Here is a 22440-nt window from a genome sequence, read left to right on the forward strand (position 1 = left end):
ATGGGAAAAGTAACAGGATTTAAAGAGTTTGAAAGACAAGATGAAAAGTACGTATCTGTTAAAGATCGTGTACAAAATTATAAAGAATTTACAGTTCCACTTACTGAAAAGGAACTTACGAAACAAGGTTCACGTTGTATGGACTGTGGTATTCCTTTTTGCCATAGTGGTTGCCCTTTAGGAAATCTTATTCCTGATTTTAACCACATGGTACATCAAGGGGAATGGCAAAAAGCCTCATGGATTTTGCATTCTACAAACAACTTCCCAGAATTTACAGGAAGATTATGCCCTGCTCCTTGCGAAAAATCATGCGTTTTAGGTATTATTGAAGATCCAGTATCTATAGAAAATATCGAAAAAAATATCGTAGAACGTGCTTTTAAAGAAGGTTGGATTAAACCTCAACCTCCAAAATCTAGAACAGGTAAAACTATTGCTGTAGTAGGTTCAGGCCCTGCAGGCTTAGCAACTGCACAACAACTAAACAGAGCAGGACATACAGTTACTGTATTTGAAAGAGATGATGAAGTTGGTGGACTATTGCGATATGGAATTCCGAATTTTAAAATGGAAAAAGAAGTTATTGATAGAAGAGTAAAAATTTTAGAGGCTGAAGGTATCGTATTTAAAACCAATATAAATGTGGGTGTAAATTATGATGTTGAAGATCTAAAAGCTTTTGATGCAATAGTACTTTGTGGTGGTGCAACAAAAAGACGTAGCTTACCTACTCCTGGTATTGATGCTGATGGTGTTGTACAAGCTATGGATTTTTTAACCCAACAAACAAAAGTGTTATTTGGTAAAGAAGTAAAAGACCAAATAAAGGCAACTGATAAAAATGTGATTGTAATTGGTGGTGGAGATACAGGTTCAGATTGTATTGGTACTTCTAATAGACATGGAGCAAAATCTGTGGTAAACTTCGAGATTATGCCAAAACCTCCAGGACACAGATCGCCATCTACTCCTTGGCCTTTTTGGCCATTACAATTAAAAACCTCTTCTTCTCATGAAGAAGGTGTAGAGCGTAATTGGTTAATCAACACCAAAGAATTTGTTACAGATGATAACAATAAATTAGTTGCCCTAAAAACCGTAAATGTAGAATGGAAAATGGTGCCCGGAGAAAGACCTCAGTTGATAGAAATTGCAGGTACAGAAAAAACTTGGCCATGTGATTTAGCTTTATTAGCCTTAGGTTTTACAGGTCCAGAAAATACTTTAGCAGACAAATTAGGCATTAAAACAGATGCACGTTCTAATTATAAAGCTGAATATGGAAAATATCAAACCAATATTCCAAACATCTTTACTGCTGGAGATATGCGTAGAGGACAATCTTTAATTGTTTGGGCCATTTCAGAAGGTAGAGAAGCTGCTCGTCAAGTAGATTTGTACTTAATGGGAAAATCAGAATTACCATCAAAAGATATTACTGGAGACTTAGTAGCTATGTAATTTTAAAACTTCTTTAGTTTATAAATAAAAACGCATCAAATTAATATTGATGCGTTTTTGGTTTTTACAACTCAAAGAGCTTCGTATTATTTTAAGGTATTATGCTTTTGATAAATCATTCATTCAACAAAAAAAATAGATCTTATTAAAAAACCTGAGTTCGACCTCAAAACTATTTTTTATGAACTCATCTCCTATTTTATGATTTAAAACGAATGCCTTTCCGAATAAAGCGCAAGCAAGAAACCACGAAACCAATACTTTACGATATAAGATTTTTCCACAAGGCTGAGATAACAAAAAAAACTGAGTAAAAGAGTTGAACATCCTTGCTACTAAAATGGAAAAATCTTAGTTTAAATTTGAGATTTCTTAGCTACACTATTTACTTTGCAAGCCACTTTTAACAAAATTTATTTTTACCTCAGTAATGTTCTAAATAACAATATGCTGTTTTTCAGAAAAATAAAGCTACATACATCATGCTAAAAAGCTATATTAAACTCTAATTGTTTTAATTATTCTTGTACTTGTTCGGTTTCCTCTGGAAAAATATGACTAAACAGACTAAGTGTTTTATTATACTCTTCTTGCAACTCTTTTATCAATTCAGGGTCATTATCATATTGTGCAACTTGATCGATAACTCCTCTGTATAAATATCTAAAAGTCATGTCAAATTCTTCAAAAATCATATCAAAATCGTCAACATCAAAAGTGCTAAACCAAACCAATTTTTCTCGAAATAAGCGCATTAAATTTTCTGCAGTCTCTCTTGCTTTTTCAACTTCGCCCAGTTTATAATACATTTCTGGGTATTCCATAGATAAACTATAATGATCAAAATCTTCGATAGGCAATTTATCTAATGATAAATCTAACACTTCAACTGCCTTAATAGTATCTCCTTCTTTAGCAAATGCAGCAGACAGGCGCATTAAACTATTTCTAAGCGAAATTGCGTTTCGTTTGGTTTGTTCATCTAAGTATATTTTACCATCGTTTATGTTTCTCCATTCCCATTTTTTAACGTTGTTGTACATTTTTTCGGGATCAATTCTACCAATGTCAAACAAACTCAACTGACGAACCAGTTTTCCATTATCATCATAAATTTTTGTTGGCGTTTTTATAGGCACAAATTTAAAAGCAACGCCATCTAATTGTAAATAATCTTTTAACCAAATGTACTCACTATCAGCGTTAGAACCTCCAGTAAAATAAATGGGTTGTTTCCAATCAAAATTATTTAAAATATCTAGCATTAAAATGGTGTTTTTACCAATAGCTCTATCAATTGTAATATCTATATAAGGCACAATTTTATCAGCATCTTTTTGTGCTACTATACCATATTTTAGTACATTTTCTTTATTAACAGGAATTCTAATTTTATTGGTAGGCAATATTTTTTCAGGGTTTCCATCGTCATCTAAATCATAAAACGTACGTTTACTATCGCTTTGAATCCATTTCATAAAATTCTCTAACTCTAAAACAGAGTCTTTTAATTGAGGAAACAATTCTTGAAAATAATACGCTACATCTAATGTTCCGTATTTATATTCATCGTGTGTTAATTGTGATGGAATAGGGGCTGCATCATAAGTTTTTCTTTTCATTTGGTCTATGTACCAATCTGTTTGAAAAAGACTTGTGTTAATTAGTTTTATATCAGTTCTAATTCCCTCTACTTCTTGCATGTACCAAAGAGGAAAAGTATCATTATCTCCAATGGTAAACATAATGGCATTAGGATCGCAACTTTCTAAATATGCTTGAGCATTTAAACGTGTGGTATATCTATTAGAGCGGTCGTGGTCATCCCAGTTTTGATACGCCATTAATGTTGGTACGGCTAATAACGAAATTACAGAAACAGCAACAGCAACTCTTCTTCGAGATGCAAAATTTTTCAAATATTCATAAAGTGCTAATACGCCAAAGCCCACCCAAATTGCAAAGATGTAAAAACTACCAACTACAGCATAATCACGTTCTCTTGGTTCAAAAGGTTTTGGGTTTGTGTAAAAAATAATAGCAAAACCTGTAAAAGCGAAGAAGAGAAACAATGTAAAAAAGTTATTTTTATCTTTTTTGATTTGATAGAGTAACCCAATTAATCCTAGAATAAACGGAAGAAAAAAGTAGGTATTTCTACCTTTATTTAGTAGAACTTGCCAAGGTAGCATTTTTTGTGAACCTAATCTTGCTTCATCAATAGCGTTAATACCACTAATCCAATTTCCGTTATAAATGTCTAAATTACCTTGAATGTCGTTTTGTCTACCAACAAAATTCCACATAAAATAGCGTCCATACATATAACCAAACTGGTAGCTTATCATAAATTTAATGTTCTCTGCAAAAGTTGGTCTACGTTTACTGTTGGCAGGAATCCCTGCTATAGCCTTGTATTTTTCTTCAGATGCTGGATTTACCATTCTGGGTATAAACCCTTTATGTTTATCAGAATAGTTAGGTAAAACATCTTTATAAACATTTACAATTACATAACGATCTTTACCTTTAACAACTTTTTTCTCGTATTTAGGTTTGTCATCTCTTGTCGGGTTTTCTCTATCTCTTTCGTCACTGTACTTATTAGAATAATAGGTGTCATAAAACACGTTGGCATCTCCATATTGTTCACGTTCATAGTAAGCTAATAATTCACGAGCACTAGACGGATTGTTTTCGTTGATAGTTGTGTTAGCATTGGCTCTGATTGGCAGCATCATCCAAGAAGAAAAACCAATCATTATAAATAATAAAGATATAATTAACGTGTTGGCAGTTACTTTTTGTTTTTTTCTTGTGTAGTTTAATCCGAAGATAAAAAGAGCTACTAAAATAATAGCCGCAATAATACTTCCTGAATTAAAAGGTAAACCAACAGTGTTTACAAAAAATAGTTCTGATGCACTAAAGAATTTTAGGGTAAATGGAAAGATAAATTTAAAGACCAATATTAAAACAAAAACCGAAAAAATGGTAGCTATTGCTGTTGTTTTTAAATTGATATCTGTGTAGGTTTTAAAGAAATATAACATCACAACAGCTGGTATAACTAGCAATGATAGTATATGTACACCAAATGATAAACCAACTACAAAACTTATTAAAACTAACCATTTGTTGCCTCTAGGTGTGTTTATTTCACTTTCCCATTTTAAACCTAACCAAAAGATTAATGCCATTAAAAATGACGACATTGCATAAACTTCACCTTCTACTGCGCTAAACCAAAAACTATCAGAAAATGTGTAGGTTAAAGAACCAACTAGACTACTACCAAGAATAGCAATGCGTTTTCCTTTTGAAATATTACCCGTTTTTGCGGCTAATTTTTCTGCTAAGTTACTTATAGTCCAAAACATAAATAAGATGGTGAAAGCACTTGCTAAGGCAGACATAAAATTTACCATTTTAGCAATCTCAGCTGTATCTGATGTAAACATTGCAAAAAATGCGCCAAGCATTTGAAAAAGAGGTGCTCCTGGTGGATGCCCAACTTCAAGTTTTACAGCAGTAGAAATATATTCTCCTACATCCCAGGCACTAACAGTAGGCTCTAAAGTTAAAGTGTAAGTAACTAATGCAATAGCAAATGTACCCCATCCTAAAATGATGTTCCATTTATTAAAATTTGCTGGTGTCATAAAAGTTGATTATTACGTGTGGGCGAATTTACTAATAATTATGAATAAACAAGGGCTAGGTAGACTTTTCTAATTGTTGATATCTTCATAAAAGTTTGTTAAATACAAAAATTATAAAAAAATGTTTGCAAAATTAAAAGAATATATTAAATTTGCATCCGCTAACAAGCATTGGCCTATGGTGTAATTGGTAACACACCGGTTTTTGGTACCGTCATTCAAGGTTCGAGTCCTTGTAGGCCAACTAAAGCAACTTTTAATCAATTGATTATCAGTTGCTTTTTTGCTTTATATAAAGTATTACATGATTTTTAAAAAACCTTAAAACTTTTGTAGCAAAGCCCTCCTTTTTTTTCTTGCAATTTCTATTAAAAAAATCAACTTTTGGTAGTATTCATTCAGTTACCACAAATCACAGACATTTACACCAATCAAAAGGTATATTCTGGTTTTAGTTTTAGATAGGTATTAAAAAGAAAAAAGAGCTTTTAAATATATATTTAAAAGCTCTTTTTTCTTTAACATAACCAATATTATAAACTTAATACGCTGTTTTCTGCACCTGCAAAATCGTTCCAAGCAAGGCTATCAGCTTCTAGTTCGTTGGTATAAGTGCCGTCAATTAAGTACCTAAATTCATAAGAACTACCAGTTTCTAAATTAACAGTACCTTTAAAAGATCCGTTTTTTAATTTTTTAAGTGGTGTAGCTTCTTCATTCCATTCGTTAAAGCTTCCTACTACTGCAACATTTTTAGCATCTTCAGCAGGTACAGTAAAAGTTACTTTACATACTGGTTTACTCTTTAAAAATTGTTTTTTTATTGCCATAATTATTCGATTAAATTATATTGTAAAAATATAAAGAAGATTGTAATCTAATACAATATCTTTCACTAAGTATAAAGAATTATCAGTTTAATAAAAACCTCATATAAATTATTGAGATTTCAAAATAAAAGCAGAGCTATATTATAGTTTTACAAAAAATAATACACTTGTTTTTCGCTGATTTTCAGGGTTTTTAGGTCGAAAACGTATTCGCTAATCTTTATTTTTGTTTAAAATTCACCCAAAACGTCAAGTTTTGTGAACTTTTAAGTTATTTTTGTTTAAAACTATGAGTACAGTATGGTTACAATTATAGCCGCAATTGCAAAAAATAATGCCTTAGGATTAAATAACGATTTGATTTGGCATTTACCAGCAGATTTAAAAAGATTCAAGAAAGTTACCACAGGACACCATATAATAATGGGTAGAAATACTTTTGAATCTATAGGAAAACCTTTACCTAATAGAACTACTATAATCATTACCAGAAATAGTAATTATACTCAAGAAGGGTGTTTAATTGCAAATAGTGTAGAAGATGCCTTAGATATGGCAAAAAATGATCATCAAATCTATATTATTGGTGGTGCGCAAATTTACAAATATGCCATTGAAAATGATTTGGTAGATGTCTTAGACATCACATTAGTTCATCAAGAGTTTGAGGCAGATGTGTTTTTTCCTGAAATTGATTTAAATATTTGGGAAGAAGTTAAAAGAGAAGATTTTATTGCTGATGAAAAAAATAAATTCGACTATAGCTTTGTTCGTTACAAGAAAATTACTAATTAATCCTATCAGTTCTAAAACCACCTCCCAAACTCATTTTATATTTGCGTTGTGCAAATAAAAAGTAATTAAAAAGTTTGTAATTCACTTCATAACCATAATCAATATTTGGTTGGTAATCAATTCTATTTTCATAAATTCTGTCGTTAAACTGACTAGGATTTTGAAACCTCTGATTCCAAGTAATTACCCAAGCTCTATTTCTTGCCTCTAAATAGCTTTGAGCGTAAAATCCCTCTGGTTGTGCAATGGCATTTAAAAAATAGGTAAAACCTGGATCTATAATAATAATCTCATACTCTAAACTATCGTTAGCAATCACCACAGGTTCTTCCTTTTCAGTAACTTTTTTAGTTATGGTAGATGATGAGCCACAAGCCCAAAAAGAAAGCGTTAAAATAAATATAGCTATTATTTGTGTTAAAAGTTTCATACGATGTAAATGTATTAAATTGTTGTTTTATTAGTGTTGTTCAAATGTAATTGTATCTTATACGATTAAAAATCTATAATGAGCAAATACTACTTTATATTGAGTGAACTCGCGTACTATAAAAATAGTTCAAAAAATATACCACTTTTTCAAGCATTAATACTAATTTTAAAACTTAATTTTTTTTAAAAATGAAATTCCAATTCGTTACGCTATTGTTTTTAATGGGCATCATCTCCTGTAGCTCACCAAAAAAAGATAAAAATACCTACTCAATTTTAAAAGAGCGAGATAGGGCCACTATCAAAGATGAATTACTAGAAGATAGATTTACAAATTTGCTCCCAGATTTAATGGACAAAGCAGAGATAGATCTATGGTTACTGATTTCTAGAGAATATAATGAAGACCCCATTTTAAAAACCATGTTGCCTGCAACTTGGTTAAATGCAAGAAGAAGAACCATTATTGTTTTTTATAGAGATAAAGAAAAAAACACTTTAGAACGTTTGGCAGTTGCTAGATATGATATTGGTAAAAGCATACAATCTGCTTGGAATAAAGAAAAAGAACCCAACCAATGGAAAGCATTGGCAGCAATTATTAAAGAACGAAACCCTAAGAAAATAGGAATCAATATATCTACACATTTTGCTTTGGCAGATGGTTTGGTTAAGACAGATTATGATGAACTCGTTCAAAACCTACCAAAAAAAGACGTTTCTAAATTAGTATCTGCAGAAAAATTAGGTATTGCTTGGTTAGAAACCAGAACCGAAAAAGAGCTCGCGCTTTTTAGAAAACTAGTAAAAATTACTCATGATATTATTGATGAAACATTTTCATCAAAAACCATTATTCCTGGTAAAACTTCAACAGAAGATTTGGTTTGGTTTATGCGTCAAAAAGTTACAGATTTAGGTTTAGAAACCTGGTTTCATCCAACCATAGACGTGCAAAGAAATAACGAAGCTTTAAAATCGCATATCGAATCTTTTTCAAAAAGTAAAGACAAAAAAATTATACAAAAAGGAGATTTATTACATTGCGATTTTGGCATTACTTATATAGGGTTAAATACAGATTGTCAGCAACATGCTTATGTTTTAAAAGATGATGAAAAAGAAGTTCCTCAATTTTTACAAGAAGCCTTTAAAAAAGGAAACAGAGTACAAGATATTTTAACAAGTACCATGAAATCTGGTAAAACAGGAAATGAAATTTTATTATCAGCATTAACAAAAGGAAAATCCGAAGGTTTACGTCCATCTATTTACACACATCCTTTAGGAAAATATGGGCATAGTGCAGGGACTACTATTGGGATGTGGGATGCTCAAGGTGGAGTGCCTTTTAATGGCGATTATCCTCTACAAAAAAATACAGCCTATGCCATTGAATTAAATACGACTGTTTATATTAAAGAGTGGAATAAAGACATCAGAATTATGCTAGAAGAAGCTGGTTTTTTTGGTGATGACACTTTTGAATATGTTAACGAAAGACAGATTGCAGTAAAACCTATAAAAATAAATTAACACATTTGTTGCTTTCCTTTTTAAAAATTCCGAAAAAAGACCTAAAAGAAATACTAATTATTTTTTTTAGAGAAGCTGGTTTGTTTATTGCAGCAGTTTTTTTACTTTTTATTGATGGTGTTTATTTTAATGAACACATTTTTAAATCGCAAACAATGCTCAATGTTCTTATGGGTTTGGCTTTTGTGGCCATGTTGTATCGTGCAAATCCACGAGTAAGAGAATTAATGGTTATTGCAGTAATTTTAGGTTTTATTGGTGAGCATTTTTTCTCTAAAGTATTAGGTATGTATACTTACAGACTAGAAAACGTGCCATTATATGTGCCTTTTGGTCATGGTGTTTTATATGCGAGAATATTTAGGTTTAGCAAAGCATCAATAGTAAAAAAATATCATAAAGAAATTGAATCTTTTTTAATAGTAATTATGATAATAGTTTCAACAACTTACCTCCTATTTTTAAATGATGTATTCGGTTTTGTAATGACCATTTTTGTATTTCTAATTTTATGGAAAAGACCAAAAGATCGCTTGTTTTTCTTTTCAATGTACGTTTTAGTTGTAATTTTAGAAATCGGTGGTACAGCTTTTGGGGCTTGGAAATGGCCAAGTATAGGTTTTGGAGTATTCGAATTTTTACCAAGTAACAATCCGCCAAGTGGTATCAGTTTGTTTTACTTTTTGTTAGATATTGGTTGTTTTGTGGTGTATATTGTTTTGCATCAAAAAGCTTGGAAAAGATTGAAAAGTATGAGGAAACAGCAATTAAAATCAACAAGATGAAGCACAGATGTTTTTGGGTAACTGATAGTAAATTGTATCAAGAATACCACGATTTTGAGTGGGGAGTTCCTGTGTATGATGATACAACTTTGTTTGAGTTTTTAGTATTAGAAACTTTCCAAGCAGGCGTAAGTTGGATTACAATTTTAAATAAAAGAGAAAATTTTAGAAAGGCTTTTGACAATTTCGATTATCAAAAAATAGCAGAATATCCAGAAAGTAAGTTCAATGAATTGATGGAAAATGCTGGCATTATTAGAAATAAACTAAAAATAAGAAGCGCCATTACCAATGCACAATTGTTTATGGATATTCAAAAAGAATACGGATCGTTTTCAAAATTTGTGTGGAGTTATGTGGATGGAAAACCAATCATCAATACATTTCATAAAAGAGAAGACGTACCTGCAACATCACCTATTTCTGATCAACTATCAAAAGATTTAAAAAAAAGAGGATTTAAATTTACAGGGTCAACCATCATGTATGCCTATATGCAGGCTGTAGGTATGGTAAACGATCATACAACAGATTGTTTTAAGCATCCAATGACATCAATATAAAAATTAAACGAGTGATTTACGAAGAAATAATTGAAGAATTGTAAAAAATAAGGAATAAAAACCTCTGATTATCCAAGAAAAATATACAGAAAAGCGTAACATGGCAAGAAAATCTAAGGATCCAGGTTTTGGGTATAACTCTAAAAAAAATGCACAAAGCGTTATTAATGATGATGGCTCAAGCAATGTAAACCACATCAATAGAAAACGTAATGTAAACGATTTGTACACTTATTTTATAGACATATCTTGGTGGCAGTTTTTTATACTCATCATTTTGGCGTATACCTTGTTAAATATCATTTTTGGTTTGCTCTATGTGGCTATTGGAATTGAAGAAATTACAAAACCTCAAGGCACTTTTTTTCAAGATTTTTTAAACGGATTTTTTTTCAGCGCTCAAACCTTAACCACAGTAGGTTATGGTGGAATAACACCAAAAGGTATTACAGCAAATTTTATTGCTGCTTTTGAAGCCATGATTGGTTTGTTGAGTTTTTCTTTTATTACAGGAATGTTGTATGGGCGTTTTTCTAAGCCAAAAGCAAACATTCGATTTAGTGAAAATTTAATTTTAAGAGATTTTAAAGATGGACAAGCCATTATGTTTCGTTTGATAAACAGCCGAAAAACTGTAATGATTGAGCCTGAAATTACAGTTACTTTATCTGTAACTGAAGAACAAAAAAACAAGAAGTTTAAACGAAATTTTTATCAATTAAAACTAGAGCGTAGCAAAATAATGTACCTGCCAACTATTTGGACAATTGTACATCAAATTGATAAAAATAGTCCATTATACAAATACTCCAAAGACGAAATTGTAAATTTAGACGCCCATTTGTATATTTTAATCAATTATCACGAAGAATCATTTTCACAAAAAGTATATCAAATCAACTCTTACGATTTTGATGATTTAATTACAGATGTAAAATATGCATCAGCATCAAGTTTTGATGTTAAGGGCTTTACAGTTTTAGATCATGATAAATTAAGCGAAGTCGAAAAGATGTAGTGTTAGTTGCCAAAAATAATTCTAATAGCAACAAAAACCGCAATAATTATACTACCATACAACAATACTTTTTTACCCGCATTTTTGTAATGTCTGTTATGGCTTTGAATATCTTTTCTGTAACTCCAAACAATTAAAGACCCAAAAGCCAATACAAAAAAGATGATAAAAACAATTCTGCCTGTAGTAAAATATGCATTAAAAATCATTTGAATCATTCTTTATATATTTTTGGTGGTTTCCTTTTTAGAAGCTTTAAATTATAATTAAGTTTCTATATATTTAACACAACAAAATTACGAATAAATCGTAGAATTTTACGATTTCAAAATCATAAAAATGAAAGATAAAATAGCAGCAGTACATGCTTTTCATACCGCATTTCAATTAAATATACAAGATACACCCACTGTACATATTTCTGAGGATAGAAAACAATTGCGTTTTGAGTTGATGAAAGAAGAAAACGAAGAGTATTTAGAGGCTGCAAAAAATAACGATTTGGTAGAGGTTGCAGATGCTTTAGGAGATATGTTATATATTTTGTGTGGTACTATAATTGAGCATGGCATGCAAGATAAAATAGAAGAAGTATTTCAAGAAATTCAACGTTCTAACATGAGTAAGTTGGGTGAAGATGGTAAACCGATTTATAGAGAAGATGGCAAGGTTTTAAAAGGGCCCAACTATTTTAAACCAAATATTAAAGAAATATTAGAAAAGTAATTTTTGTTTTAGCATTGAATTTTGTAAAATTTAAGTAGCTAATTTTCTTTACTACCTCTTTAAAGTATTTGTTTTTAAAGCCAATTATTGTTTTACATTAAGGATAAACTTTATTATTGATAGTAAAAATAAAAACCTGATTGACTTATATCTCAATTTGCATACCTTCCTCCGCAAATTGAAACCCCAGTTTCTCTATTTTAACTCTTTCTGTACTACTACTCTTTTGAATTACAGGATTTGTATGATTAAAATGAATAAAAACAACCTTATTTTTTGTGGCTAAAGATTCATTTTTAAATAAAGCAATGGTTTCTTGTATAAATGGATGAGGAACTTCTGTCATCGCTCTTTTTACTTCATTCTGATTTAAAAAAGTGGCATCTAAAAAAGCATAATCTACTTTTTTAACCTCTTCAATAATATCCTTTTTCCATTTTCCCCACTTGTCAATATCAGGAATAAATAGTGCAGTTTTTTTTGATCCTTCAATTTTATAACCCACAGTTTCTGAAAATTCATCTCTGTGTGGCACTAAAAAAGGAGTAACTTTTAAGGTGTTATTTAAAATTATTGTAGAATCTTTTTGCAAACTTTTTAGCTTAATATTTTCTAAAGAAATCAATTGGCTCCAAGGCCCATTACTTACCAAAAATTGCTTCATTTTTGGCATAGCAAAAACAGGAATGTTCTTTTTTCCATAAGCTTCTCTTCCAAAATACATTAAACCTGTATAATGCCCAATATGTGCGTGTGTTAAAAAAACGCCATTGATAATTGAATTTGTTTTTAAATGATTGTTTTCTAAATCAGCCAATTGCGTATGCATATCTGGTGTAGCTTCAAATAACCACTTTTGTTGATGCTGAGCATCAACTAAACCCAGAGCAACAACACTTTTTCGCTGTTCTTTTCCACTATAAACATTGGCACAACACTGTTTTTTACAACCAATATGAGGATAACCACCATCTTGTGCAATTCCTAAAACAGTAATATATTGAGGTGGTTTTTTTGCAGTATTTTCTTCTGTTATATTAATTCTATCACAAGAAATAAAAAAGAGAAAAACAAAAAGAGAAAAAAGATATTTCATTATTTAAAATTATTCGATTATTGCTAAAACTCTTGATCAATTTTTACAATTTCATCTATATTTTTTTTTAATCAGCGTTTTTTCTTTTGGCTCACATACTTTGGGTAAAGCGAATGCGTATTTTAAAAGTACACAATTGTTTCTTGTTTCCAGCCAATTGTACTATCAATCTTTTGCCAATATTTACATAATGTAGCGCTTTACTTTTTAAAGATACTAAATTTAAAACAACAAAAAAGCATCAAAATGAATTGATGCTCTTTAAAGTTTATATAGATATCTACTAAACAAAAACGCGCCACCCATAAGGGTCATCAGCTTTGTTGGTTTGAATATCGGTTATTAATTTTTTTAATTGATAAGCATACGGATTTTCTAAGACAGGCAAATCAAAATCATTTTCTTGATAGCCAAAACCTGCAATTGGCGATATTACAGCAGCAGTTCCTGCTCCAAACATTTCTTTTAAACTACCATTTTTAGCAGCTTCTACAACTTCACCAACAGAAATTTTTCTTACCTCTGTATCAATACCATTGTCTTCTGCAATTTGCAAAATACTTTTACGTGTAATTCCGTCAAGAATTCTATCGCTTGTTGGGCTGGTAATTAAAGTATCGTTAATTCTTACAAAAATATTCATTGCACCAGCTTCCTCAATAAATTGATGCGAGTTATCGTCTGTCCAAATTACTTGATTGTAACCTTTGTCTATAGCCAATTGTGTTGGGTAAAATTGTGCAGCATAATTACCACCAGCTTTAGCATAACCCACACCACCATTTGCAGCACGTGCATATTTTTCTTCGATTAAAACCTTTACTTTTCCTGCAAAATAAGCACCAGAAGGAGCAGTACAAATTATAAATTTATAAGCGTCTGCGGGTGATGCATGAAAACCATTACCAGAAGCAAACATAAAAGGTCTGATGTATAAAGAACTTCCGTCGTTTGTAGGTATCCAATCACGATCAACTTCTAACAAAGTTTTTAATCCATCCATAAAAATATCCTCAGGAATTTCTGGAATTACCAAACGCGCAGCAGATTTGTTCAAACGCTTACAGTTGTCTAAAGGTCTAAAAAGCATCACATTATCATCAGCATCTTTATAAGCTTTCATCCCTTCAAAAATAGATTGCCCATAATGAAAAATCTTAGCAGAAGGATCTAATGCAATAGGTGCAAAAGGTTCAATTTTTGGTTCTTGCCATTTGCCGTTTACAAAATCGCAAGTTAACATATGGTCAGAATATACACTACCAAAAGGTAAATTGTTAAAATCAACAGAAGTTATCTTCGATTCTTTAACACGTTCAATAGCTATGCTTGTTGTCATTTTTAATGAGTTTAATCGCTACAAATGTACATAATTTATTTATTCAATATGTAACCAAAATCGCTGTTTTCTTGTTAATTTTATTACATTTGTAAAGTTTCCGTTTAAAATTATGAATATGAAAAATATAATAAAAATTTATGCTATTACACTTTTAGCATTTGCAGCTTGTAAAAAAGAGAAAGTAGAAAAAGTTACTGACAAAGAAGTAACTAAAATAGCTTCTAATTACGATTCTTTTGGTGATAAAATTTCGGCAGATAAAGCCTTATCATCAGAAGAAATGTTGGTAAAATTCAATACTTTAAATGTTGGTGATACTATAAATGTAAAATTTGCATCTAAAATTAATGAAGTTTGTTCTAAAAAAGGATGTTGGATGAAATTACCAGTTGGCGAAACTGAAACAATGGTACGTTTTAAAGATTATGGTTTTTTTATGCCTTTAGATGCTAAAGACAGAGAAGTTATAGTAGAAGGTAAGGCATTTTTAAAAGAAACTTCTGTAGATGAGTTAAAACATTATGCAGAAGATGCAGGGAAAACAGATGAAGAAATTGCTAAAATTACAGCACCAAAAAAAGAATTTTCTTTTGAAGCTAATGGTGTTTTAATGAAAAAATAATGAAAAAATTACTTTGCTTATTGCTGTTTATATGCGTTTTATCTTGTGTTGATAAAAAAGAAAACAAAGTAATTATACAAGAAAATAAAGCATATCAGCAGTCAGAAATGGCTGCTTTAATGCTTAATATGTACCAAGTAAATTTAGAAAACAAAAAACTGATTTTAGAAGGTAAATCTCCTGAAAAATATCATCAAGAATTTTCTAAAATTCACACTGCAAAACTTACAGATTCTACAGATAGGAATGCCGCATTTAAAGGTTTTTCTGACTTTTATTTAAAGAATTATAAAATGCTTTTTGAAACACCAAAAGACTCTTTAAAATTTAGTCATAATAAAACCATTAATAGTTGCATTGCTTGCCATAAAACTACCTGTATTGGCCCTATTCCTAAAATAAAAAAACTATTGATTAAAGAATAGTGAAGAGAGAAATAATTATTACTTCAGATGGATCAACCTCCATACATTTACCAGATTGGAATGAGCAATACCACTCCAAACACGGAGCTATACAAGAAGCGTATCACGTTTTTATAAAAGCAGGTTTTGAGAAGTTTTATAATGATTTTCTTGTAGAAGTTGATAAAAACAAGTTTGATGAAATATCTATTTTAGAAATTGGTTTTGGTACTGGTTTAAATGCATTTATTACTTTTTTAGAATCCCAAAAGAAAAACTTAAAAGTAGATTATATTGGTGTAGAAGCTTATCCTGTTTTAGATGATGAAATTCTTAAACTAAATTATGTTTCTGAATTAAAAGCGCTAAAAAATAAATCAGAATTTGAACAAATGCATCAAATTTCTTGGGATGTAAAACATCAAATTTCGGAGCTTTTTAAACTCACTAAAAGAAAACAGTTTTTCGAAAATATAGATGATGAAAATCGATTCGATATCATTTATTTTGATGCTTTTGGAGCTACAAATCAACCAGAATTATGGACGGAATCTATTTTTAAAAAAATGTATCACGCTTTAAAAATAGAAGGTGTTTTAACTACCTACTCTGCAAAGGGCAGTGTAAGAAGAGCCTTGCAAAGTGTTGGTTTTACTGTAGAAAGATTAGAAGGTCCTCCAGGAAAAAGAGAAATGTTAAGAGCAATCAAAAAGAAATTAGATTAATTTTTGTACTATTTTTTTTATGAAAATAACATCCTCTTAAGATTAGTAAAACTCTCAATAACATTTACTAGCTTTACATCTAAATTAAAAACAACAATTAAAGCAATGGAATTCAAAAGAAAATTTGGAAGACAAAAAAAATCAAAACCTACAAAAGGGCTTTTTTTAATTTTATTATTAGCATTGGCTTTATTTTTATGGTATAATGCAGAATCGCTTTTAAAATCTTTATTTTAACTATTTGGCGCTAGAAAAAATTATTTTAGGTATAGACCCTGGAACAACAATAATGGGTTTTGGAATTATAAAAGTTGTGGGTAAAAAAATGGAATTTATTCAAATGAATGAATTGATCTTAAAAAAATACGACGACCATTACCTAAAATTAAAACTCATTTTTGAAAGAACAATAGAACTTATAGATACCTATCATCCAGATGAAATTGCCATTGAAGCCCCATTTTTTGGTAAAAATGTACAATCTATGTTAAAATTGGGTAGAGCACAAGGAGTTGCAATGGCTGCTGGTTTATCAAGAGAAATTCCTATAACAGAATATTTGCCAAAAAAAATTAAAATGGCAATTACAGGTAATGGAAGTGCAAGCAAAGAACAAGTGGCTTTAATGTTAAAATCGCTTTTAAACTTAAAATCATTACCAAAAAATTTGGATGCTACAGATGGTTTGGCTGCTGCAGTTTGCCATTATTATAACTCAGGAAAAGTTGTTGGTGGTAAAAATTATTCGGGTTGGGCTAGCTTTGTAAAACAGAATAGCCCCCAAACCCCCAAAGGGGGCTCAAAAAACTCTCTCACAATAAATTTAAGGAAGAAGAAATAATAATTTAATGGATCAAAATATAAATTTCCATAAAGAAGAGAGTTCCTCTCCTTTGGAGAGGTTAGGAGAGGCTTCAGGAATCTACATACACATCCCATTTTGCAAACAAGCTTGTTATTATTGCGATTTCCATTTTTCTACATCATTAAAAAAGAAAGAGGAGTTAATTGCTTGTTTAATTAAAGAGATTGAAATTAGAAAAGAAGAGCTGAATCAATCAACAATAGAAACCATTTATTTTGGTGGTGGAACTCCGAGTTTGTTATCAACTAAAGAAATAGAAAAGTTGGTAAATGCTGTTTATCAAAATCATACTGTTGTAGAACATCCAGAAATTACGCTCGAAGCAAATCCGGATGATTTATCCGAAGAAAAAATAATTGAGCTTTCTAAATCACCCATAAACAGATTGAGTATTGGTGTGCAATCGTTTTTTGAACACGATTTAAAATTGATGAATAGAGCACACAATGCATCAGAAGCCAAAAAGTGTTTAAGGCTAGCAACTCAATATTTTAAAAATATTTCTGTGGATTTAATTTACGGAATTCCAGATTGTACTAATGAGCAATGGATGACAAATATTGCAACTGCTTTAAGTTTCGGAATTCCTCATATTTCGAGTTATGCATTAACAGTTGAGCCAAAAACTGCGTTGGCAAATTTTATACAAAAAGGAATTATTAAAAATGTTGATGACGAAAAAGCTCAAGAGCAATTTCATATTTTAATTGATGAATTAGAAAAAGCCAATTTTGTACATTATGAAACTTCTAATTTTGGTAAAGAAGGTTTTTTTAGTAAAAACAATTCTGCTTATTGGTTGGGCAAACCGTATTTAGGTATTGGTCCTTCTGCTCATTCTTTTAGTGGAAATCAACGAAGTTGGAATGTTAGAAATAACGCAAAATATATAAAAGCAATTCAGCAAAATCAGCTTCCTATAGAAAGAGAGATTTTATCGAAAACAGACAGGTATAATGAGTATATTATGACAGGTTTACGAACTATTTGGGGAGTTTCTATCGATAAAATTAGTAAAGATTTTGGAGCTCATTTTGCAGCATATTTAGAAAATCAATCTAAAAAATACATTAACGAAGAATTATTGTATATTGAAAACCAAATTTTAAAAACCACAAAAAAAGGTAAATTTTTATCAGATGGAATTGCTTCAGATTTATTTATGCTGCATTAAAAAAAGCATTTGTAAATTAGCATTTTAAAATAAGGTATCAATTTGTTTTTAGCAGTTCTAGAAATCAAAAGAAAGTAATTAATTATAATAAAAAATACTGAAATCAGTTCAGCATAAATGAAAGCAACAGTAGAATACAACTCAAGAAAAATAATAGTAGATATTTCTAATCCTATAGACATTTCAATTCCTATTGATTCGTCTAAAAAAAATGTAAATGCTTGGTATACAGATGGGCCAAAAATTTCTGCAGAAACCCAAGAAGGTTATGAAATAAGTGTTGCAAATGGAGCTGTGGTTAACTTTAACAGTATTCATTTTAATCCACATTCGCACATAACACATACAGAATGTGTGGGGCATATTACCAAAGAAGTACATTCTGTAAATAAGAATTTAAAGTATTTTATTTTTTTAGCAGAAGTGGTTACTATTGCTCCTTTGTTTCATAATGGCGATTTTTTAATTGGCGTAAAACAATTAAAAACTGCTTTAAAAAACAAAAAAAGAGATGCCATTGTTATTCGTACATTGCCCAATTTAGAGGATAAAAAAAGTATGGAATATTCGAATACAAATCCTACGTATTTATCAGAAAAAGCGGCCATTTATTTAAGAGAAAAAGGGATTAAACATTTGCTTATAGATTTACCTTCTGTAGATAAAGAAAAAGATGATGGTAAACTTTTATCGCACAATGCGTTTTGGAATACAGCAGGAGAAATTAGAATGGATGCTACCATTACAGAGTTTATTTATGTACCAAATTCTGTAGAAGATGGTGAGTATTTATTAAACTTAATGATTGCACCTTTTGAGAATGATGCTACACCAAGTAAACCAGTTCTGTATGAAATTATAAAGTAATTTTTTGCTTTTGTAAAAAAGGTTTTTTGTTGATGAAAGCACTTCTTAAAAATACCAGACTTTTGCTTGTGTTTATAACTTCGCTTTGTATTTATTTATATATGGAGTTTTCAGAAAATATAAAAAACCTACTCAATTTATTAGTAACAAGTAACAATTCCTATGCCTTTGGATATTATCTATTGATTCATATTGCCAAATGTGCTGCCTTTTTATTTAGCCTAATTTCATTAATTTTTCTGATAAAACTAATCGTTGTTAAAAAGGAAAATTAAAACCACTTTTTACGTTTAAAATACCAAACAGCAATGGCAGTTACCAAAACCATACTACCTAACAAAATAAAATAACCATTCTTGTATTTTAATTCAGGGATGTTTTCAAAATTCATTCCGTAAATACCTGCCAAAAAAGTAAGCGGAATAAAGATTACAGAAAAGATTGTTAAGGTTTTCATCACCTCATTTAATCTATGACCTTGTATACTAAAGATCAGGTTTATCTTACTTTCTAATTCTTGCAATTCAAAATCTATATTCGCAGTTAAATTATTGGTTTGTTCTTTTAATTCGCTAAAATATTTGATATCAAAATGATCAATTTCTATTTTTTCGAGTTTAATGATTGTATCTCTTAAACTTAAAGTTGCTTTTTTAAAATTGAACAATTCTTGCTTTCTTTTTTCTACTGCAGCAGTAAATTCTGGAGTTGGTTTTATCTGAGTAGAGTTTAATTTATCTGCACTTAAAGCTGCATTTTTTTGATACGTTTCCTGATAATTATCTACAATCGATTCTAAAATTAAAAACAATAAATAATCTGTTTTCTTTTTTCTAACAATGCCTTTATTGGCTTCTAAACGCTCACGAATCCAATCAAAATAATCGCCTTCTTTTTCTTGAATACTCCATAAATAACTAGAAGAAACTACAAAAAGCATTTGTTCAGACTCTAAAGTTTCGCTGTTGGTAATTAAAACACGAGTAGACACAAACACCAAATCGTCTAACAAAATAACTTTATTAGAATGCTCATCATCCATAAATAATTTGATCAAAAAATCGTCTAATTTATTGTGGTTTACAATAGTTTTAAAAATTTCTGAATACTTGTTTCCATAAGTATTTACCCATTCTGTAGAAGGTGTTTTATTCGATAAAATAATGTCAGAAATCGCATTGTAAGTATTCTTTTGATAATGATTTACAGAATAACTAATTAGCGATGTCTGTTTTAAAAAATCCTTCTCCATTTTAAAATTAATTGTAGATTTGGTTTTATAAAGATACTTTTTTAAAACCAACAACTAAAATGCACATAGAACAATTACGAGATTTTTGTATGGCTAAAAAAGGCGTAACTGAACATTTTCCTTTTGATAATGTTACGCTTGTTTTTAAGGTGATGAACAAAATGTTTGCTTTGGTTGGCTTAAATCATTGGGAAAAAGGCGAGCAGAAAATCAACCTAAAATGTAACCCTGAAAAGGCTTTAGAATTGCGTGCTGAATATGAAGGTATTTACCCAGGTTTTCATATGAACAAAAAACATTGGAACACCGTAAAAATTAACACTGCAGATGTTTCTGATGAATTAATTTTTGAGTTGATACATCATTCTTACGATTTGGTTGTGCAAGGTTTAACTAAAAAAGCAAAAGCTGAATTGGCTAATTTGTAAAATGAAAAAAGCTGAACTCAGAAAAATATACAAACATAAAAGGAAAAATTTATCTTCGGATGAAATTCGTCAGTTTCAAGAAGATATCTACAATCAAATTTATGATTTGGATATTTCTAACATTAAAACCATTCATATTTTTCTTTCGCTAGAAAAGTTTAAAGAGATTGATACAAAACCAATTATTGATTATTTTAGAGATAAAAAAATAAAAATTGTAGTTTCTAAAAGCGATTTTACAAACAATAGCTTAACTCATTTTTACTTAGAAAAAGACACAGAAATAGAAGTAAATACATACGGAATTCCTGAACCCAAAAATGCAGAACAAGTTTTAGAAACAGCAATAGATTTGGTTTTTGTACCTCTTTTAATTTCTGATGAATTGGGCTACAGAGTTGGATATGGTAAAGGTTTTTACGATCGATTTTTATCGAATTGTAGAAAAGACGTAAAAAAAATAGGTTTAAATTTCTTTAAACCTATTTCGAATATTTCTGATGTTAATCCCTTTGATGTTGCTTTAGATGAGGTTATTTATCCAAAGAAATCTTGCTGAACACTAACTTTAGTTTAAAATAAAATATACTTATATGTATCTTTAATTTTATTTATTTAGACATATATGTATAAATAAATTTGTTTTTATATACTTATATGTATACATTTATTGAAAATTATATACCTATATGTATAATATTTTATAAGATGAGAAACAAAAATAAACTACTCATAGCACAATTGGATGAAAAATTAATCCATTTTAAAGAAGCAGAAAAGATTTTAGTTCCTTCAAAAGGTTGGGTTAATACTATTAGAACTTCTCTTAATATGACAAGAGAACAATTAGGGATGAAATTAAATTTGACGAAAGGCGGAATTCAAAAAATTGAAGAACGAGAAGCTACAGGTCAAATAACAATAAATAAATTAAAAGATGCAGGTAGAGCTTTAAATATGAAATTTATTTATGGATTTGTTCCTGAGGATGGTACCATTGAAAATTTAATTAGTTTAAAGGCAGAAAAGCTTGCACGTAAAATTGTTTTGAGAACAAATCAAAATATGAAATTAGAAGATCAAGCTATAAGTGAAAAAAAAATTGAAGAATCGATTAATGATTTGGCAGATGAATTAAAGAGGGAAATGAGCAAATCATTATGGGATTAGATTTAAATTACAATGAAGGACAAACTCCTTTAGATGAAGAAGAAAAGGAAGGTCTTAAAATAAAATCGATTACTACACAAAGAGAACTCAACGAATTTGAACAATTAAATATAGAAAAAGCAGTAGAATGGATTATTAAAACAAATTTAAACCCTGAAAATATATTAACTGAAAAATTTATAAAAAATTTGCATAAAAAGATGTATGCTGATGTTTGGAAATGGGCAGGTAAATTTAGAAGAACTGATAAGAATATTGGAACAAAATGGACATCAATAGCAATTGAATTAAAAAATTTGTTTGATGATACCAATTTTTGGATAGAAAATAAAACTTATTCACCTGATGAAATTGCAATCAGATTTAAACATAGAATTGTATCTATTCACTGTTTTCCGAATGGAAATGGACGGCATTCAAGACTAATGGCTGATATTATTATGGAATCCATTTTTGCTCAAGAAATTTTTAGTTGGCATAAGTCGAATATGGTGAAAGCAGATGAAACAAGGAAAAAATATATAAGCGCATTGAAAACTGCAGATAATGGAGATATAATGCCTTTATTATCATTCGCTAAAAACTAATTGCTTCTTCTTGTTAATTTTTAATATTAAAAACCTTAATCAATATGATATTAGTTTTAGATGATGTTATTTATCCAAGTAAAAAAAAATTAACTTA

General features: G+C 29.9%; 25 protein-coding genes and 1 tRNA gene. 19 read left to right on the forward strand and 7 right to left on the reverse strand.

The window, feature by feature from the left end; genetic code table 11:
* Positions 1-1464, forward strand: a complete 1464-nt coding sequence (locus ACW9UN_RS05145) for a glutamate synthase subunit beta (RefSeq protein WP_459484506.1) — start codon at positions 1-3, stop codon at positions 1462-1464.
* Positions 1465-1982: 518 nt separating this feature from the next.
* Here the strand turns inward: ACW9UN_RS05145 and ACW9UN_RS05150 are convergent.
* The gene (locus tag ACW9UN_RS05150) at positions 1983-5126 is read right to left on the reverse strand and encodes a glycosyltransferase family 117 protein (RefSeq protein ID WP_459484507.1); all 3144 of its coding nucleotides are present in this window, start codon (positions 5124-5126) and stop codon (positions 1983-1985) included.
* 172 nt (positions 5127-5298) lie between these two features.
* Here ACW9UN_RS05150 and ACW9UN_RS05155 point away from each other — a divergent pair.
* Positions 5299-5370, forward strand: a tRNA-Gln gene (locus ACW9UN_RS05155).
* Positions 5371-5659: 289 nt separating this feature from the next.
* Here ACW9UN_RS05155 and ACW9UN_RS05160 read toward each other — a convergent pair.
* Positions 5660-5956 carry an isoamylase early set domain-containing protein gene (locus ACW9UN_RS05160; RefSeq protein ID WP_459484509.1) on the reverse strand — a complete coding sequence of 99 codons (297 nt, stop codon included), beginning with the start codon at positions 5954-5956 and terminating at the stop codon, positions 5660-5662.
* 300 nt (positions 5957-6256) lie between these two features.
* On the opposite strand from ACW9UN_RS05160, the gene ACW9UN_RS05165 reads away from it, so the two are divergent.
* Positions 6257-6751 (forward strand): dihydrofolate reductase, encoded by a 495-nt coding sequence (locus ACW9UN_RS05165; protein ID WP_459484510.1) that lies wholly within the window; start codon positions 6257-6259, stop codon positions 6749-6751.
* On the opposite strand, the gene ACW9UN_RS05170 is transcribed toward ACW9UN_RS05165, so the two are convergent.
* Positions 6744-7181 carry a DUF6146 family protein gene (locus ACW9UN_RS05170; RefSeq protein ID WP_459484513.1) on the reverse strand — a complete coding sequence of 146 codons (438 nt, stop codon included), beginning with the start codon at positions 7179-7181 and terminating at the stop codon, positions 6744-6746. The two genes, ACW9UN_RS05165 and ACW9UN_RS05170, sit on opposite strands and share 8 nt — an antisense overlap.
* Before the next feature lie 224 nt (positions 7182-7405).
* On the opposite strand from ACW9UN_RS05170, the gene ACW9UN_RS05175 reads away from it, so the two are divergent.
* The 4 genes from ACW9UN_RS05175 (at position 7406) to ACW9UN_RS05190 (ending at position 11085) form a co-directional block, all read left to right on the forward strand.
* A complete protein-coding gene (locus ACW9UN_RS05175) occupies positions 7406-8719 on the forward strand; it encodes a M24 family metallopeptidase (RefSeq protein ID WP_459484956.1) in 1314 nt (437 codons plus the stop codon).
* A gap of 8 nt (positions 8720-8727) precedes the next feature.
* Positions 8728-9504, forward strand: a complete 777-nt coding sequence (locus ACW9UN_RS05180) for a hypothetical protein (RefSeq protein WP_459484514.1) — start codon at positions 8728-8730, stop codon at positions 9502-9504.
* Positions 9501-10067 carry a DNA-3-methyladenine glycosylase I gene (locus tag ACW9UN_RS05185; RefSeq protein ID WP_459484516.1) on the forward strand — a complete coding sequence of 189 codons (567 nt, stop codon included), beginning with the start codon at positions 9501-9503 and terminating at the stop codon, positions 10065-10067. Before ACW9UN_RS05180 ends, ACW9UN_RS05185 begins: the two co-directional genes overlap by 4 nt.
* A gap of 100 nt (positions 10068-10167) precedes the next feature.
* Positions 10168-11085 carry an ion channel gene (locus ACW9UN_RS05190; protein ID WP_459484517.1) on the forward strand — a complete coding sequence of 306 codons (918 nt, stop codon included), beginning with the start codon at positions 10168-10170 and terminating at the stop codon, positions 11083-11085.
* Between the two features lie 2 nt (positions 11086-11087).
* Here the strand turns inward: ACW9UN_RS05190 and ACW9UN_RS05195 are convergent, their stop codons facing one another.
* On the reverse strand, positions 11088-11303 hold the full coding sequence (locus ACW9UN_RS05195) for a hypothetical protein (protein WP_397445347.1): 216 nt from the start codon (positions 11301-11303) through the stop codon (positions 11088-11090).
* A gap of 121 nt (positions 11304-11424) precedes the next feature.
* Between ACW9UN_RS05195 and ACW9UN_RS05200 the strand changes: the two genes are divergently transcribed.
* A complete protein-coding gene (locus tag ACW9UN_RS05200; RefSeq protein ID WP_459484519.1) occupies positions 11425-11811 on the forward strand; it encodes a pyrophosphohydrolase domain-containing protein in 387 nt (128 codons plus the stop codon).
* A gap of 145 nt (positions 11812-11956) precedes the next feature.
* Here ACW9UN_RS05200 and ACW9UN_RS05205 read toward each other — a convergent pair whose 3' ends face one another.
* Together ACW9UN_RS05205 and ACW9UN_RS05210 are read right to left on the reverse strand one after the other, a co-directional pair.
* A complete protein-coding gene (locus ACW9UN_RS05205; RefSeq protein WP_459484521.1) occupies positions 11957-12907 on the reverse strand; it encodes an MBL fold metallo-hydrolase in 951 nt (316 codons plus the stop codon).
* Between the two features lie 283 nt (positions 12908-13190).
* A complete protein-coding gene (locus tag ACW9UN_RS05210) occupies positions 13191-14246 on the reverse strand; it encodes a branched-chain amino acid aminotransferase (protein ID WP_459484522.1) in 1056 nt (351 codons plus the stop codon).
* 118 nt (positions 14247-14364) lie between these two features.
* Between ACW9UN_RS05210 and ACW9UN_RS05215 the strand changes: the two genes are divergently transcribed.
* The 7 genes from ACW9UN_RS05215 (at position 14365) to ACW9UN_RS05245 (ending at position 18906) form a co-directional block, all read left to right on the forward strand.
* Positions 14365-14871, forward strand: coding sequence for a DUF4920 domain-containing protein (locus tag ACW9UN_RS05215; RefSeq protein WP_459484524.1), 507 nt, complete (start codon positions 14365-14367; stop codon positions 14869-14871).
* Positions 14871-15296, forward strand: a complete 426-nt coding sequence (locus ACW9UN_RS05220; protein WP_459484526.1) for a hypothetical protein — start codon at positions 14871-14873, stop codon at positions 15294-15296. Before ACW9UN_RS05215 ends, ACW9UN_RS05220 begins: the two co-directional genes overlap by 1 nt.
* Positions 15296-16000 (forward strand): tRNA (5-methylaminomethyl-2-thiouridine)(34)-methyltransferase MnmC2, encoded by a 705-nt coding sequence (gene mnmC2 / locus ACW9UN_RS05225; RefSeq protein ID WP_459484528.1) that lies wholly within the window; start codon positions 15296-15298, stop codon positions 15998-16000. Before ACW9UN_RS05220 ends, mnmC2 begins: the two co-directional genes overlap by 1 nt.
* A gap of 105 nt (positions 16001-16105) precedes the next feature.
* Positions 16106-16237, forward strand: a complete 132-nt coding sequence (locus ACW9UN_RS05230; RefSeq protein WP_459484531.1) for a hypothetical protein — start codon at positions 16106-16108, stop codon at positions 16235-16237.
* A 4-nt stretch (positions 16238-16241) separates the two neighbouring features.
* Positions 16242-16841 (forward strand): crossover junction endodeoxyribonuclease RuvC, encoded by a 600-nt coding sequence (gene ruvC, locus ACW9UN_RS05235; RefSeq protein WP_459484533.1) that lies wholly within the window; start codon positions 16242-16244, stop codon positions 16839-16841.
* A gap of 7 nt (positions 16842-16848) precedes the next feature.
* Positions 16849-18039, forward strand: coding sequence for a radical SAM family heme chaperone HemW (hemW, locus tag ACW9UN_RS05240; RefSeq protein ID WP_459484534.1), 1191 nt, complete (start codon positions 16849-16851; stop codon positions 18037-18039).
* A gap of 117 nt (positions 18040-18156) precedes the next feature.
* Entirely contained in the window at positions 18157-18906 is a 750-nt protein-coding gene (locus tag ACW9UN_RS05245) for a cyclase family protein (protein ID WP_459484536.1), read from the forward strand.
* A gap of 271 nt (positions 18907-19177) precedes the next feature.
* Here ACW9UN_RS05245 and ACW9UN_RS05250 read toward each other — a convergent pair whose 3' ends face one another.
* Positions 19178-20158 (reverse strand): CorA family divalent cation transporter, encoded by a 981-nt coding sequence (locus tag ACW9UN_RS05250; RefSeq protein ID WP_459484537.1) that lies wholly within the window; start codon positions 20156-20158, stop codon positions 19178-19180.
* Between the two features lie 59 nt (positions 20159-20217).
* On the opposite strand from ACW9UN_RS05250, the gene ACW9UN_RS05255 reads away from it, so the two are divergent.
* The 4 genes from ACW9UN_RS05255 to ACW9UN_RS05270 all read left to right on the forward strand — a co-directional run bounded on the left by ACW9UN_RS05255 (position 20218) and on the right by ACW9UN_RS05270 (position 22343).
* A complete protein-coding gene (locus ACW9UN_RS05255; RefSeq protein WP_459484539.1) occupies positions 20218-20586 on the forward strand; it encodes an MmcQ/YjbR family DNA-binding protein in 369 nt (122 codons plus the stop codon).
* A 1-nt stretch (position 20587) separates the two neighbouring features.
* Positions 20588-21145 (forward strand): 5-formyltetrahydrofolate cyclo-ligase, encoded by a 558-nt coding sequence (locus ACW9UN_RS05260; protein ID WP_459484542.1) that lies wholly within the window; start codon positions 20588-20590, stop codon positions 21143-21145.
* 149 nt (positions 21146-21294) lie between these two features.
* On the forward strand, positions 21295-21756 hold the full coding sequence (locus ACW9UN_RS05265) for a mobile mystery protein A (RefSeq protein ID WP_459484544.1): 462 nt from the start codon (positions 21295-21297) through the stop codon (positions 21754-21756).
* Entirely contained in the window at positions 21747-22343 is a 597-nt protein-coding gene (locus ACW9UN_RS05270) for a mobile mystery protein B (protein ID WP_459484546.1), read from the forward strand. Before ACW9UN_RS05265 ends, ACW9UN_RS05270 begins: the two co-directional genes overlap by 10 nt.
* The last annotated feature ends 97 nt before the right edge of the window (positions 22344-22440 follow it).

Source organism: Polaribacter litoreus (assembly GCF_054584775.1).